15 protein-coding genes are annotated in these 14,366 nt (G+C 54.7%); 2 read left to right on the top strand and 13 right to left on the bottom strand.

The window, feature by feature from the left end; all coding sequences use genetic code 11:
* Positions 1-56: 56 nt before the first annotated feature.
* The 9 genes from recO to rpoZ form a co-directional block, all read right to left on the bottom strand.
* Positions 57-812, bottom strand: a complete 756-nt coding sequence (gene recO, locus PUV47_RS00380; RefSeq protein ID WP_274216459.1) for a DNA repair protein RecO — start codon at positions 810-812, stop codon at positions 57-59.
* 21 nt (positions 813-833) lie between these two features.
* Positions 834-1,796, bottom strand: coding sequence for a GTPase Era (gene era, locus PUV47_RS00385; protein ID WP_274216460.1), 963 nt, complete (start codon positions 1,794-1,796; stop codon positions 834-836).
* An 8-nt stretch (positions 1,797-1,804) separates the two neighbouring features.
* The gene (gene rnc / locus PUV47_RS00390; protein WP_274216461.1) at positions 1,805-2,512 is read right to left on the bottom strand and encodes a ribonuclease III; all 708 of its coding nucleotides are present in this window, start codon (positions 2,510-2,512) and stop codon (positions 1,805-1,807) included.
* Between the two features lie 41 nt (positions 2,513-2,553).
* Positions 2,554-3,306, bottom strand: a complete 753-nt coding sequence (gene lepB, locus PUV47_RS00395) for a signal peptidase I (RefSeq protein WP_274216462.1) — start codon at positions 3,304-3,306, stop codon at positions 2,554-2,556.
* A gap of 120 nt (positions 3,307-3,426) precedes the next feature.
* On the bottom strand, positions 3,427-3,855 hold the full coding sequence (gene acpS / locus PUV47_RS00400; protein WP_274216463.1) for a holo-ACP synthase: 429 nt from the start codon (positions 3,853-3,855) through the stop codon (positions 3,427-3,429).
* Positions 3,856-3,922: 67 nt separating this feature from the next.
* The gene (locus PUV47_RS00405) at positions 3,923-4,534 is read right to left on the bottom strand and encodes a DUF2062 domain-containing protein (protein ID WP_274216464.1); all 612 of its coding nucleotides are present in this window, start codon (positions 4,532-4,534) and stop codon (positions 3,923-3,925) included.
* A 32-nt stretch (positions 4,535-4,566) separates the two neighbouring features.
* Positions 4,567-5,154, bottom strand: coding sequence for an orotate phosphoribosyltransferase (gene pyrE, locus PUV47_RS00410; protein ID WP_274216465.1), 588 nt, complete (start codon positions 5,152-5,154; stop codon positions 4,567-4,569).
* A gap of 28 nt (positions 5,155-5,182) precedes the next feature.
* The gene (locus tag PUV47_RS00415) at positions 5,183-7,408 is read right to left on the bottom strand and encodes a RelA/SpoT family protein (protein ID WP_274216466.1); all 2,226 of its coding nucleotides are present in this window, start codon (positions 7,406-7,408) and stop codon (positions 5,183-5,185) included.
* Positions 7,409-7,502: 94 nt separating this feature from the next.
* Complete coding sequence (rpoZ, locus tag PUV47_RS00420) at positions 7,503-7,898, bottom strand: DNA-directed RNA polymerase subunit omega (RefSeq protein WP_274216467.1); 396 nt, start codon at positions 7,896-7,898, stop codon at positions 7,503-7,505.
* A gap of 630 nt (positions 7,899-8,528) precedes the next feature.
* On the opposite strand from rpoZ, the gene PUV47_RS00425 reads away from it, so the two are divergent.
* Positions 8,529-9,104: an NYN domain-containing protein gene (locus PUV47_RS00425; protein ID WP_274216468.1), complete on the top strand. Its 576-nt coding sequence runs from the start codon at positions 8,529-8,531 to the stop codon at positions 9,102-9,104.
* 26 nt (positions 9,105-9,130) lie between these two features.
* Positions 9,131-9,796 carry a uracil-DNA glycosylase gene (locus tag PUV47_RS00430; protein WP_274216469.1) on the top strand — a complete coding sequence of 222 codons (666 nt, stop codon included), beginning with the start codon at positions 9,131-9,133 and terminating at the stop codon, positions 9,794-9,796.
* A 1-nt stretch (position 9,797) separates the two neighbouring features.
* Here PUV47_RS00430 and PUV47_RS00435 read toward each other — a convergent pair whose 3' ends face one another.
* From PUV47_RS00435 to PUV47_RS00450, 4 genes are all read right to left on the bottom strand, one after another.
* Positions 9,798-10,559: an arginyltransferase gene (locus PUV47_RS00435; RefSeq protein ID WP_274216470.1), complete on the bottom strand. Its 762-nt coding sequence runs from the start codon at positions 10,557-10,559 to the stop codon at positions 9,798-9,800.
* Positions 10,560-10,587: 28 nt separating this feature from the next.
* The gene (locus tag PUV47_RS00440) at positions 10,588-12,402 is read right to left on the bottom strand and encodes an SLC13 family permease (protein ID WP_274216471.1); all 1,815 of its coding nucleotides are present in this window, start codon (positions 12,400-12,402) and stop codon (positions 10,588-10,590) included.
* 111 nt (positions 12,403-12,513) lie between these two features.
* On the bottom strand, positions 12,514-12,909 hold the full coding sequence (locus PUV47_RS00445) for an RDD family protein (RefSeq protein WP_319620939.1): 396 nt from the start codon (positions 12,907-12,909) through the stop codon (positions 12,514-12,516).
* A gap of 182 nt (positions 12,910-13,091) precedes the next feature.
* On the bottom strand, positions 13,092-14,321 hold the full coding sequence (locus PUV47_RS00450; RefSeq protein WP_274216473.1) for a threonine ammonia-lyase: 1,230 nt from the start codon (positions 14,319-14,321) through the stop codon (positions 13,092-13,094).
* Positions 14,322-14,366: the final 45 nt, after the last annotated feature.

The following is a 14,366-nucleotide window of genomic DNA, read 5'->3' on the forward strand; positions in this document are numbered from 1 at the left end:
AATTGGGGATTTCTGGATGGAAACTACCTAGTGTGAGGCGGTGGTAGGCACCACCTTCAATCAGGAGGTGGCGCTGACTTGGCTTCGAGGGAGCTGACGAAGTTATCGCGGGCTACGGGCCAGGTGAGGCCGCGCGGTTCAAAAACCCACTTGAACAGGAAGTAGCCTGTCATTTTGAAGGCGCAGTTGATGTCTGCCGCCGAAAGATCCTGTGTGGATGCTGCACGCATCTCTGAGGCTTTCAGGAAGTCGGGAAGCGGGAAAAGCTTGTCGCGGTAAGGTTCTCCCGCGCTGCTGCACACCGCCCGGCCAGAGCGGGGCGAAACCCAAATCAGATCATCGGTTTGTCCCGTTGCGGCGCATTCCGTCAAATCAAGGCCAAAACCGAGTTCATTGAGGAGCAATAGCTCAAAGCGGGCGATCAGTGCGCCGGCGAGGATCGGATCTTCCAGATTGTCCAGCGTCACATCAAGAGCATGGAACAGCTGCGGATGCGGATCGCGTTCAGGCAGTAACCGGAGCAGGGCGCACATGGACTGCAGGGCATGTATCGACAGCGCCTCCTGCATCAGGTGAGCCGCGCGCAGGTGTATGGGTTCGGCGGAAAAATTGCCCAGATGCTCATCGAGCCGGGCCCGCCATGTGAGGGAGAGGTGGTTGCCCAACTGCAGGGCAGGCTGTTGGCGGCGGGAGCGCCCGCCGCGCACGAGACCAAGGCATCGTCCTCTATCCGGGGTCATGACCTCCAGAATGATGTTGGAGTCGCCATGTTTGCGTGCTCCGATAACGATGCCTTCTGCGGTCCATTGCATCTCGCAGGTGTTCCTTCCGGCTTAGTTGGAAGGAAAGTCGAGGCCCATGTTGCGATAGCGCTCTGGGTCATCCGCCCAGTTTTCACGGACTTTGACGAGCAGGAACAGGTGGATTGGCACCTCAAAAGCCTCGGCCATTTCCTGGCGGGCATTTTGCGAAATGGTCTTGATGGTCTGGCCACCTTTACCAAGCACGATGCTCTTCTGGCTGTCCCGTTCCACGAAGATGGTTTGCTCAATGCGCACGGAGCCATCGGGCTTTTCTTCCCAGCTGTCGGTTTCTACAGTTGAGATGTACGGCAGCTCCTGATGGAGGCGCAGGTAGAGCTTTTCGCGGGTGATTTCGGCTGCAAGCATGCGCAGTGGAATGTCAGAGGCCTGATCTTCCGGATAGAGCCATGGGCTTTCCGGCATCCGGTCGCCAAAGTACTTCAAGATATCGGTGGTGCCGCTGCCCTTGAGGGCCGATACCATGAACGTATCGTCGAAGATTGTGTACTCGTTGGCTTTTTTGGCGAGCTCAAGCAGCTTTTCACGCGGTGTCAGGTCGATCTTGTTAAGGATCAGCACCTTCGGCAAGCGGATGTTCTGGAGCTCTTCCAGTATCTTCTCAACGTCGCTGTCGATACCCCGTTTGGCATCGATGATGACCGCAACGATATCGGCATCACGAGCGCCGCCCCATGCGGTGTCGACCATCGCGCGTTCAAGGCGGCGCTTTGGGGTGAAGATACCCGGTGTGTCAACGAAAACGATCTGAGCCTCGTCTTGCATGGCGACACCGCGGATCATGGCGCGGGTGGTCTGCACCTTGTGTGTGACGATGGAGACCTTGGTGCCAACAAGCTGGTTAAGCAGTGTTGACTTGCCTGCGTTTGGAGCTCCGATCAGCGCCACGAAGCCTGCACGGGTATCGTTTTGCTGTTCGGAGAGGGCTTTGAAGACAAAGCCGTCGTCATTCGGATCGTTTTCGTTGTTCGTCATTGTGTCTCTTAAGAGTTCCAAACGCCTTCGCGGCGTAAGATCAATTCGGCAGCTGATTGTTCAGCAACACGTTTTGAGGCGCCGCACGCTTCACCCGGATCAACACCTTCCACGGTGACGCGGATGTTGAATACGGGGGCATGGTCCGGGCCTGAGCGGTCTACCACTTCATAGATCGGGGTAGGGCGTCCCTTGGACTGGGCCCATTCCTGCAAGGTGGTCTTTGCATCCCGCAATGGTCCTTTATAGGATAACATGCGCCCTGCAAAGTGAGTGTTTACAAACTTGTTTGCGGCTTCAAATCCGCTGTCCAGATAGATGGCAGCCAGAATGCTCTCACACATGTCAGCCAGAAGCGCTGTCTTGCCACGCCCGCCGCTTTGGCATTCGGAATCGCCAAGGCGCATGTGATCGCCAATCTTCAGCTCGCGCGCTACTTCAGCACAGGTCTCTTTCTTGACCAGCTGATTAAGCCGTCTTGCCAGCTCTCCTTCTTCCGCATGCGGGAAATGTTTTTCCAACATGGTGGCGACTGACAATCCAAGCACACGGTCGCCCAAGAACTCCAGACGTTGATAGCTCTTTAGCGGCGCGTCAGAAGCGGGAAGGGCGCTGGCATGCGACAGCGCCTTCTCCAACAGGGATTTGTCCTTAAAACTGTATTGGATCCGTTTTTCAAGAGCTTCGTCGGATACCTTTTTCTTTCTTGCGTTCATCGTTTGAACTCAGAGTCTCCAGTACGTCTGCGCACTGAACGCTAGAGCGTATCGCCCAAGCGGTCCCAGCGAACTGACCAAGGCCATTTCCAGACCATCCATGCGGGGGTTCCCTCCTCAATAGAGAAGAAGATGATCTCGGCGCGGCCAACAAAGTTTTCGTAGGGCACGTAACCAACTGCGTCCAAGACCCGGCTGTCCGCCGAATTGTCGCGATTGTCCCCCATCATGAAATAGTGACCCGCTGGTACTTTATAAATACCCGTGTTGTCGTTTGCGCCATTTTGCGTCAAATCCAGTGTTTGGTAGCTGACGCCATTTGGCAAAGTTTCGAGAAAACGCGGCACGCGGCGGGTGTTTCCGAAACGGTCTGTCTCGACGAAATCGTCCATACGCTCCCGTTTTACCGGGATGCCATTGATGTTCAGGACGCCGTCGATCATCTGGATCTCGTCGCCCGGTAGTCCAACTACCCGCTTGATGTAGTCGGTGGCGTTGTCTGTCGGCAGTTTGAACACGGCGACGTCGCCCAGCTTTGGCTCAGCGCTCCAAATGCGACCTGAGATTGGTGCCAGACCAAATGGGAAAGAATAGCGGCTGTAACCGTAGCTGTACTTGGAAACAAACAGATAGTCACCAATCAGCAGAGTGTCCTTCATGGAGCCGGACGGGATGTTGAATGGTTGAAACAGGAAGGTGCGGACAATCAACGCTAGCAGCAATGCCTGTGCAATCACTTTAATAGTCTCGTAAATGCCGCCGTCCTGGGCCTTTGTCTTGTTGGACACGCTCATTTCAATCCTTATTGCGGGAGGTATCACCAAGTTCAGAGTATCTTGGTGAGTCGATGCAAAACAATGACAGAATACTTGATGGCACTCTTAGCCTTTTGAAAGGCACTGTGCAATGTTCCCTCAACTTTTAACTGGGACTGGACGCGGCCAATCCAGTGGCCAAGCTGTCATGACAACAAAGGCTTGGGCGAGGGGATAGTCATCTGTGATGGTTAATTCGATGTGAGGCAGAAAACCTTCCGGAACCATGGCCTCAAGCCGCGCTTGCGCGCTGCCGACCAGCTCGATGGTGGGTTTGCCTGATGGGAGGTTGACGACACCCATCTCCCGCCAGTTGACGCCCATGCGAATGCCGGTGCCAAGGGCTTTGGAGCAGGCTTCCTTGGCTGCAAAGCGCTTGGCATAAGAGGCTGCCCGTTGGGCGCGTTTGTCTGACTTCTCGCGCTCTATTTCGGTAAATACGCGGTTTGTGAAGCGATCTCCAAAGCGTTCCAGTGTCTTTTCGATGCGGCGGATGTCGCAAAGGTCGCTGCCAATTCCAATAATCATGGGTCGAGGCTCCTCGATGGGCCAAAATGCATGTTCTATAAAAGGTAAGGGGCCGATAGGGTGGTTGCTAGTCCTGTTCTGTTTTCACAGCAGAGGCAGCCTTCTCGCGATGCAGCTTTGCAAAGGCGGCTGCTTTCTGGCGGAGTTGCAGACGGTGGCGACGCGTTTTCTGGTAGGCGGCCACGGAAAATCGAACAACCACATAACAGGTGACACCCGCTACGATGCCCAGAGGTATGCAGCCCACCAGCATTGGCTTGATCAATGGCCACAGGGCATCAAGAGAGTGTTCCAGAAACCCCTTGGACATGACAAGGGGGTGGTGAGACATGTGGGCGGGTTCCCCGTGCAGGACGAAGGTGCCCAGTTTGTAGGTGGAGGCCCAGATAAACGGGAAGGTGAGCGGGTTGCCCACTGACGTTCCCAAAGCTGAAGCCAGAATGTTGCCACCGATGATGAAGGCAATGGCTGCGGCGATGAGAAAGTGAAAGCCGATTAGCGGGGTGAAGGACGTGAAGGCGCCTGCCGCAAAGCCCAAAGCAATGGTGTGAGGGCTGGCGCTCAGGCGCAGCACCCGCTTCGAGAAGTACTTGACCGAACGCAACCAGCTGTGGCGCGGCCACACGGCAACGCGCAGTCGCTCCATATGGCTCGGGTTCTTTCGGCGTTTAAAGAGCATTCGTTTTACAGTCCAAAGCTTCGGTCTCGATCCTACCCTGACACCGGATTGCCGATGCTAATGGCGGGAATCGCTTGCAGCTGTGCTGGGATCCTGTCTGCAGGATATGCCGGAACAGTCAAATCTATCAGTGAAACCAAAGGCAAATCCAGATTGGCGTCCCCGGCGGACCTGTCGATCAAGCAGCACACACCTACAGCTTTCATTCCTAAGCTTTCTAAAGCGTGAATGGCCTCGCGACTTGAAGCGCCTGTGTTGACAACATCCTCAACAACCAACAGGCGTGCCCCTCGTGTCAGGTCCGATCCGATGAGCTTGGTCTGACCTCCATCCTTTTCCATCCAGGTGGAAATCAGATCAAGTTGTCGCGCCAGTTCGTATCCCAAGACCATGTTCGCCCGGCTGATGGATACGATATGGTCAAACGGTTCCACCGAACTGACGCGGAGCTTTCGCTCAAGCTCTTGACAGAGCCTTTGCAGATGACACGGGTACATGAAGAGGCGGGATCGATCAATCAGAGTAGGACTGCGTAACCCCGAGGGCAGGATGAAATGTCCTTCTGAAACTGCTCCGGTTGATCGCAGTGTATCGAGGACTTCATCCCGCGTCATTGTCATCCGACCCATCCTTCTTCTTGTTGTTATGCTAGCCGTTGACCCTCACTGCCTTTGAGACGTTGGGCTTGGACCGCAGATGATTAAGGATCCTGTTGAGGTGCTTCAGATCCCACACTTCCAGATCGATCAGCATCTCGTGGAAGTCCGAGGCCTGCCGGATCATCTTAAGATTATCGATGTTTCCTGAACAATCACTGATAACCTTGGTGATGGTGGCAAGGGAACCGGGCTCATTTACGGCGAACACGCTAATTTGAGCGGGGAACCGTTCTGGTGCATCAGGGTCGATGTCCCAGCGCACATCCAGCCAGCGATCCGGCTGATCATCAAACTCCTTCAGATCCGGCGACTGGATTGGATATATGGTAATTCCGACGTCCGGCGAGAGAATGCCCACAATTCGGTCACCCGGAACTGCGCCGCCGTTCGGAGCAAAGCGGACTGGAAGCGAGTTGGTCAGGCCGCGAATTGGCAGAGAGTTGGCGCTCTCATTGCCTGCCTCGGGGATCTTGAACTTGACGGAGGCACCTTCGCTGACTTCAAACCAGCCTTCTGAAGCGGAGCCGGCCGGCAGGACCTCAACAGCGCGTTCGGCAATGCCGTCCGTTTCCGCATCTGGGTAAAGCGTTGTCAGGACGCTTGAAGCGGAGACCTCACCGCGACCTACGGCGACGATCAGGTCCTGAGTGGTTTCCTTATCGAAGTGGGCAAGATAAGGCTCCAGCTCTGCTTCGACGAAGTGCTTTTCACAGCGCTCAAAGGCGCGTTCCAGAATGTGCTTTCCAAGGCCGCCATACTGCTTTTTCGCGGAGGCGCGTGTGGCTCTGCGAATGGCTGCACGCGCTTTGCCGGTAACGGCGATGTTCTCCCAAGCAGGAGGCGGGGTTTGGGCCTGAGAGCGCACAACCTCGACTTCGTCACCGTTGTTGAGTTCTGTTACCAGAGAAGTGATGTGACCATTGACTTTGCAGCCGACGCAGGTGTTGCCGATATCCGTATGAACGGCATAGGCAAAGTCGATAGGCGTTGCGCCTTTGGGGAGCGCGATTAAACGCCCCTTCGGCGTGAAGCAGAACACTTGATCGTGGAACAGTTCAAGCTTTGTGTGTTCCAAAAACTCTTCCGGCGTATCACCTTGCGAGAGCATGTCGATCGTAGAGCGTAACCAGGCATAGGCGCGGCTGTCTGTCGAAAGCTGCGAGATATCTCGGCCACCCGTGACGCCGTCCTTATAAAGCGCGTGGGCTGCAATGCCGTTTTCATTGATACGGTGCATGGCGTATGTGCGGACTTGAAGCTCCACACGTTGGCGCTTGGGGCCGACCACAGTTGTATGGATCGACCGATAGTCGTTCTGCTTTGGGGTTGAGATGTAGTCCTTGAAGCGACCGGGAACGCAGGGCCAAGCTGTATGGACGACACCCAGGACCCGGTAGCAAGCCTCAACCGTCGTTACGATGATCCGAAAGCCGTAGATGTCTGAGAGCTGTTCAAAGCCGAGTGACTTTTGCTGCATCTTGCGAAAGATGGAGTAGGGGCGCTTTTCGCGGCCACTGACCTCTGCCGTGATACCGCGTGCAGCCAGGCGTTCCTGAAGATCGGTTTCAATGTCTGCAATAAGGCTTTGGTTCTTCTCGCGAAGCTGGCCCAAGCGCTCTTTGATCGTTTCAAAGGCCTCAGGGTAGAGGGTCTCGAAAGAGATGTCCTCCAACTCCTCACGCACTTCCTGCATCCCCATACGGCCTGCAAGCGGAGCGTAGATCTCCATGGTCTCTTCTGCAATGCGGCCGCGTTTGTGCTCCGGCATGTGATGCAGGGTGCGCATGTTGTGAAGGCGGTCGGCAAGCTTCACCAGTAGCACGCGCACATCATCAGCGATCGCGAGCAAAAGTTTGCGGAAGTTTTCCGCTTGCTTGGCCTTGCGAGATTCAAGATCCAGTCGCTTGATCTTGGTCAGGCCGTCAACCAGCTTGCCGATCTCCTCGCCAAACAGCTTGTCGATCTCGGCTCGGGTGGCATCCGTGTCCTCAATGGTGTCATGAAGGAGCGCAACAGCGACTGTTGCGTCGTCCAACTTCATGTCGGTGAGGATCGCTGCGACTTCGAGTGGATGAGAAAAATAGGGGTCACCAGACGCACGGGTCTGGGAGCCATGCTTTTGCATGGCATACACATAGGCCTTGTTGAGGAGCGCTTCATCCGTGTTCGGATTGTAACGGCTTACGCGCTCAACAAGTTCGTACTGACGCATCATGTTGGGGCCGCTCAAAAAATTTCAAAAGCTTTGGCCGGCACCGGAAAGAAAAGGCGCCGACACTGCCGGCGCCGACATCAAGCTACTCTATAACTTAATAGTCGTCGGAACGCTCTGGTGGGACAAGACCTTCAAGGCCTTTCAGCAGATCTTCTTCCGTCATGCGGTCGAATTCCACTTCGTTGTCGTCAACAGCGTTGATCTGCACTGCCTGCGGGTTGGATGGAACCATTGGGGCAGTTTCGGCTTCAGGCTCATCCACTTCAACGAACTTCTGAAGGGAATGGATCAGGTCTTCTTTAAGGTCTTCGGGGCTGACGGTCTGTTCAGCAATCTCACGAAGCGCCACAACTGGGTTCTTATCGTTATCGCGGTCGATCGTCAGCGGGGAGCCGCTGGAAATCATCCGGGCGCGATGGCTGGCAAGCAGCACGAGCTCGAACCGGTTTTCGACCTTGTCGATGCAATCTTCGACGGTCACGCGCGCCATGCGAACACTCCATTTTTGAGGAAAATTAGTTGGCCACTCATAATTGGCTTTTTTCCGATACGCAAGACCTACAGGTAGTCTTTTGCCTAGAATGGCTAAAAATCATCATTACGTCAACGTATCCGCGCCTTTGTGAATGAGTGCGATATATGTGAAACTCACTGATCTAAATGGTTATTTGACGCAGGGTTTTGGAATTGAAGATGTAGGGCAGTGCTACTTGAGCGAGTTTCATCGATCCCAAGGTAAAGGTTGGCGGGATCAATCAGTAGAAATTAGGCAATTTTGAGATTTTTGGCTTGGGAAGCCACGGTTCCTGTTAATTTTAACGAGTATCGATCTATAAATTTTATTTAGCCTAGATTAGGGTCGACTTCATGAGTCGGAAGGCATTGGCCAAATTTTAACAGGTGCCGGATTATCTTCTGCAGCAAGTAAAACATGTGAAAGTGTGTGCGCAAGCTTTGTCTTGTTGTGGCGACGAAGATGAACGGTAACTGCGAGAGTTAAACTAAATATAATCCCATTTATTTCGGCAGTATTTTTGCTCGTAATTTTTGGGTAGTATGTGGTTATTCGTATTTTAAATTGTGGCAGTGGTTACTGTGCAGCGGAAAGGTTAAAAACAAAATGTTCGATCCCCGCGAGAAGGTTGCTTTATTTATTGATGGCGCAAATCTTTACTCGACTGCGAAGGCGATTGGGTTTGACATCGATTATAAGCGACTTTTGAAGGAATTTCAGGCTCAGGGCTATTTGCTCCGGGCTTACTACTATACTGCTCTCGTTGAAGAGCAGGAATACTCTTCTATACGTCCGCTGATCGATTGGCTTGACTACAACGGCTATAAAGTCATTACGAAGCCGGTCAAAGAATTCGTGGACTCCACCGGTCGCCGCAAGATCAAGGGCAACATGGACATCGAGCTGGCAGTAGATGCCATGCAGATGGTGGATCATGTAGATCACATTGTACTGTTCTCTGGCGATGGTGACTTCCGTTCGCTTGTTGAGGCGCTGCAGCGTAAAGGCCGTAAGGTATCTGTTGTTTCCACACTTCAGACCCAGCCGCCAATGATTGCAGACGACCTTCGCCGTCAGGCAGACCACTTCATCGAGCTGGCGTCCTTGATGCAGCGCGTCGGCCGCGATCCGAATGAGCGTCCTCCTCGGGTAGAGGAAGACGATATGGACGACGACTACTAGGACACGATCGAGGGTTGGGCTTCCCAATGACCCTTGAAAGGAATTACAAGGAGCCGCGTGCGGGATGTAGAGCCTGTACGCGGCTCTTTGCGTTTCGGCGGGAGGTCGCAGCGCAAAACCCAGAATGGTTCAATGCCCCTGTTCCGGATTACGGCGCCTCAAAGCCTCAGCTGATTGTGGTTGGGCTTGCGCCCGGCCTGAAAGGCGGGAACCGGACCGGGATCCCATTTCAAGGCGACTTTTCCGGGCTATTGCTTTCAAGAGCCTTGGTGGAGGCCGGACTTGCACGCTACCGTGATGAGGCTGCACCCGGGGGCGGCATATGGGCGGACCATGTACTCATCACCAATATCGTTCGATGTGTCCCGCCACAAAACAAGGTAACCGCGCAGGAGATCAAGAACTGTAACCCGTTTTTTGTGCGCATGCTGAAAGCCCATAGAAACGCCTCGGCATTGTTCGCGGTTGGTCGGCAGGCTCATGATGCGATCTTGCGTGCTTATGGGGTGCTGATTTCAGCTTGTCCGTTTGCGCATGATTGTGAGTGGGATTTGCCGGATGGCAAGCGGCTGTTCAGCAGTTACCACTGCTCGCGCTATAACATTCAAACTAAGCGTTTGTCTGAAGAAGAGTTCTGCAGGCAGCTGAAGAAAGTCGCGACCTATATAAGGGCGCAAGACACCGAATTCTAGTTTATTTGTCGTCGGGTGGGTCTACGCGCTGCCAGCCATAAGCGCCCAGATGTTCCTGGGGTTGGAAGCGTTCTTTGTACTTCATCTTTGGCGAGCCATCGACCCAATATCCCAGATAAACGTAGGGGAGGCCAAGTTGCTTGGCGCGGACAATGTGGTCGAGGATCATGAAGGTGCCCAAGCTGAGTGCAGTTTGCTCGGGATCGTAGAACGAATACACCATGGACAGGCCGTCGCACATGCGGTCTGTCAGGGCAACGCCCAAGAGCGGCCCTTCGCCTGCGCCAGTGATGAATGTGTCGGGCCCTCGGCGGCGATACTCAATGACGGCCGTGTTCACGTGGGTGTCTTCCACCATCATGGAATAGTCCATGACACTCATCTCGGCCATGCCACCGTCGTGATGGCGTGAGAGCAAGTAAGACCTGAAAAGGTCGTACTGTTCCGCGCTTGGGCCTGCGGGCAGTTCCGCGCCAACCAGGCACTGGTCGTTTTTCCAAAGGCGCTTGAAGGACTTGGTCCATTTGAAGTCATCCACGCACACGCGCACAGAAATGCAGGCTCTGCAGTCTTCGCAGGCCGGGCGATAGGCAATGTTCTGTGATCGGCGAAAGCCGCCTTGTGTCAGAATGTCATTCAATGAAGCCGCACTTGGGCCAACGAGATGCGTGAAGACCTTTCGCTCTTTGCGATCAGGTAGGTAAGGGCAATCTGAGGGAGCCGTCAGGTAGAACTGAGGGTTATCAAATGGCTGTCGTGTCACGCAACCGCTCCGGAGGCCAAGTATTCATTCACAGACTATAATACCATGGCGCGATTAATGAGAAGGTCAACCATATGATAACTGCAAGGGGTGTTCCAGCAATTATGAAGTCACTGAATCTATAGTGGCCCGGTCCCATAACAATCAGGTTGGTTTGATAGCCAATCGGCGTTGCAAAAGAACAGTTCGCCGCCATGATCAGGCAGACGATGAAGGGTTCTACAGGGGTGCCGGAACGATGGGCCATATCAATGGCAATGGGTGTAAAGAGCACCGCTGTTGCATTGTTGGACAGAAGATTGGTCAGCACAGCCACCACTGCAAAAAGCAGGGAAAGCAGGACTGCGGGCGAATAGCCGTCTGCCAATGTCACCAGATAGGCTGAGATGAGCGAGGCACCGCCTGTTGCCTCCAGTGCCAGCGACGATGCGATCGACGATCCAATCAGCATGAAAATACGGCTGTCGATGGTGCGAAGGGCCTGACGCACATTGAGGCAGCGTCCGGCAATCATGCCGAATGTTGCTGCAACGGCGGCAACAACAATCGGCACCATGCCCGTGACTGCAAGCGTAATCATGGCGGCGAAGATGCCAAGGGCGCGGCGGGCATATCGGCGTTGAGGCACTTCAACTGTCGACCAATCGAGAAGAAGGACGTCACGATTGCCGCGCAAGCGATTGATGTTTTCCCGGTTGCCGCCGATCAGCAGTACATCGCCCGACTCCATGCGGATGTCGCTCATGGGCATGCGCGGCATACGGCTGCGGCGCTGAAGGCCGGTAACCACACAACCGGTTTCTGCTCTAAAGCCAGCCTGAGAGATTGTACGGCCAATCAGACGGGAGCCCGGTGCCACCACTGCCTCAGCCAGAGCAAGGGTTCCGGTTGGAATGCTGCTCGTCTCCCGCTCGGGAGTGTCTTCATCTGCAGAGGTTGGCTTCAAGAGTGGCTGGCGGTCGCTCAGGGCGCGGGTGAGGGTGCTGCGCGTAGCTGCCACGATTACCGTGTCACCCGGGCTCAGAACCACGTTCTCGAATGGGGGAAGCAGAGGGCGCTCGCCGCGCTGAACGAGGCGGACAGTCATGTCCTTGAGTTCCGGGAAGAGACCTGCAACGGCTTTGCTGCCCACCAGAGGATGCCCAAAGATGATTGGAATTTGCGCAATGAACTGTTTGCCGCTTTGGCCTTGAAACTCTTCTGCCATGGTTTTGCGCGGTGTAAGGATGCGCGGCAGGATGAAAAGCACATAAATGGAGCCGACAGCAGCGAGCATGGCTCCCAGCTGCGTGAAGGTGAAAAACTCGATCTGTACTTCACCGGTCTGGTTGGCGACATTTGCGACGAGCAGGTTGGTGGACGAGCCAATCATGGTGGTCATGCCGCCGAGGATCGTGATGAACGACAGTGGCATCAAAATCCGCGCAGGCGAGGTGGCGTGCGCTGTTGCGATGGCCGTCAATATGGGCAGTACCATGACAACAACAGGCGTGTTGTTGAGAAAGGCGCTCATGGCTCCCACAAGGATCAGCAGCGGGCTGGCCGCCAGCCATTTGCGATGTCGCGTTACATCGAGAATGAACTGAGAAGGCTTTTCCAGAGCATCGGTCTGAAACAAGCCCTGACCTACGATCAACAGCGCGATCACTGTGATGAGCGCCGGGTTCGCAAAGCCTTGAAGGAAGTCCGAGACCTCGAGAGTCTTTCCTTGAAACTCTTGGGGGAAAATCAAAAAGAGAAGCATCAGGGCCACGACCTGGCCCAGTGCAATGATCTCAATGGAGAACCTTTCCGTGGCATACAGCACGATTGCTGTGCCAATGATCAGAAAGGTCAAGATCATCGGTATCTCAGAAAACCCCATTGCATCCCCGTGTTTCGAGTCATCGACCCCTATTCCTAGTTGGTAATGGGAGCGAGGTCACGAACCAAGTTTTATGAGATGGTCGAGGGTTTACCGTCTTTCCACTGAGGAATTTACAATCACGCTGCCAAGGATCATGTCATGCAGCAAGCGTTTGCGGTCACTGAACAGAGAAATCAGCAGGATCAACGGGGTGAGCAGGGCGACCGAAAACCAAAACAGAAGGGCATGGATGGCCGCGAAAAGCGGATAGGGCTTCATCCCGTTGGTAAGACGCATCTCAAGGCCCATGGCGCGCATGCCAGGGGTGGCTGCATTGGGCCCGCCCAATGTAAAGGCGGTGTAGCAAAGAGCGACTGCCTGCCAAATGATGGGCAACAAAAGCCATGCCAGACCCAGTGTGAAGATCCCGAGTAGGAACACAAAGACTGAGGCGATGGTGGTGAGGATCAAAATGGCAATGACATCAATAAAGAATCCAAACATCCGCCGGGTCCGAACGCCTGAAAACAGCGCTGGACTTGTATACGGATCGTATGATGGGTTGGCAAAAATGTCCTGGTTCATCCTGCGCTCTTAAAATCGATAATGCTGCCGTTACTGTCACAGGTAATGGACATGCGCCCCTTTTTCAACGTGAAGCGATGAGTAAATGCTGGCTCAACCCTTTAGTTTCTAAGGTCTGCGCTTGCGAGATGGGCAACGTTGATGCCGTTGTCTTCCAGCGCCTTGATGATTGTGGCCGCATGGGTGCTACCGCGGGTCTCGATTGTGACGTCTAGCGTAGCGCCTTTTGCAGGGACATCGAGAAACAGTCGGTGGTGGGAGACCTCCAGAATGTTGCCACCGAGGCCCCCAATAAGCGTCGAGATCTCGCCAAGGATGCCTGGACGATCCGGTATGGTGCAGCGGATCGAGATGATGTTGCCGCTGCGTACCAGCTCTCGGAGCATGATGGATGTGAGGAGGCGTGGATCAATGTTTCCGCCACACAAGACAAGCCCGACTTTCTTGCCTCTAAACCGCTCAGGCTGCGCCATGACGGCCGCAAGACCTGCCGCCCCAGCCCCCTCAGCGATGGTCTTTTGCTGTGTCAGGTAGGCGTTGACGGCTTGCTCAATTTGGGTTTCGGAGACGAGGATGATGTCCTCGACCAATTCAGACGTGATTTCCTTGGTGAGCGCGCCAACACGGCGCACGGCAATCCCCTCAGCAAGTGTATTGCCGCCCGCGGGGCGCTCTTTGCCGGACAGTGCATTGTGCATGGAGGGGAACAGGACGGCTTCCACACCGATGATTTCGATGGAAGGCTTCTTTGCCTTGGCGGCAATGGCCATGCCCGAGATCATGCCGCCGCCGCCGATGGGCACAACCAAAACATCAAGTTCGGGCATGTCCTCAAGCATCTCGAGGGCAATGGTTCCCTGACCAGCAATCACATATGAATCATCGTAGGGATGTACCCATGTGTAGCCGTGCTCTTTGGACAAGCGGTCCGCTTCCTCGCGCGCATCATCAACGGTTTCACCAGCGAGAACGACCGTGGCACCATAGTTTTCGGTGGCGGCAACTTTGACATGCGGTGTGTTCAGCGGCATGACGATGACCGCTGGTATGCCCAGTCGTGTCGCATGAAGCGCAACCGCCTGTGCGTGGTTGCCTGCCGACATGGCAATGACGCCTTTGGCGCGTTCTTCCGCGCTCAGGCTGAGGAGTTTGTTGAGCGCGCCACGTTCCTTGAAGGCATTGGTATCCTGCATGTTCTCGTACTTGACGAAAATGCTTGTGCCAGTGATCTCATCCAGGTGGCGCGCTGGTAACAATGGCGTGCGCAGAACTGCGCCTTCAATCGCCTTTGCAGCGCGCTCGATGTCTTCAAGGGTAACGGGCAGGGACATGGCACAGTTCACATCTGTTGGAAGTGAGGACGGGCCATCAGGCCC

It is taken from the genome of Pseudovibrio exalbescens (assembly GCF_028737195.1).
Classification (GTDB): Bacteria; Pseudomonadota; Alphaproteobacteria; order Rhizobiales; family Stappiaceae; genus Pseudovibrio; species Pseudovibrio zosterae.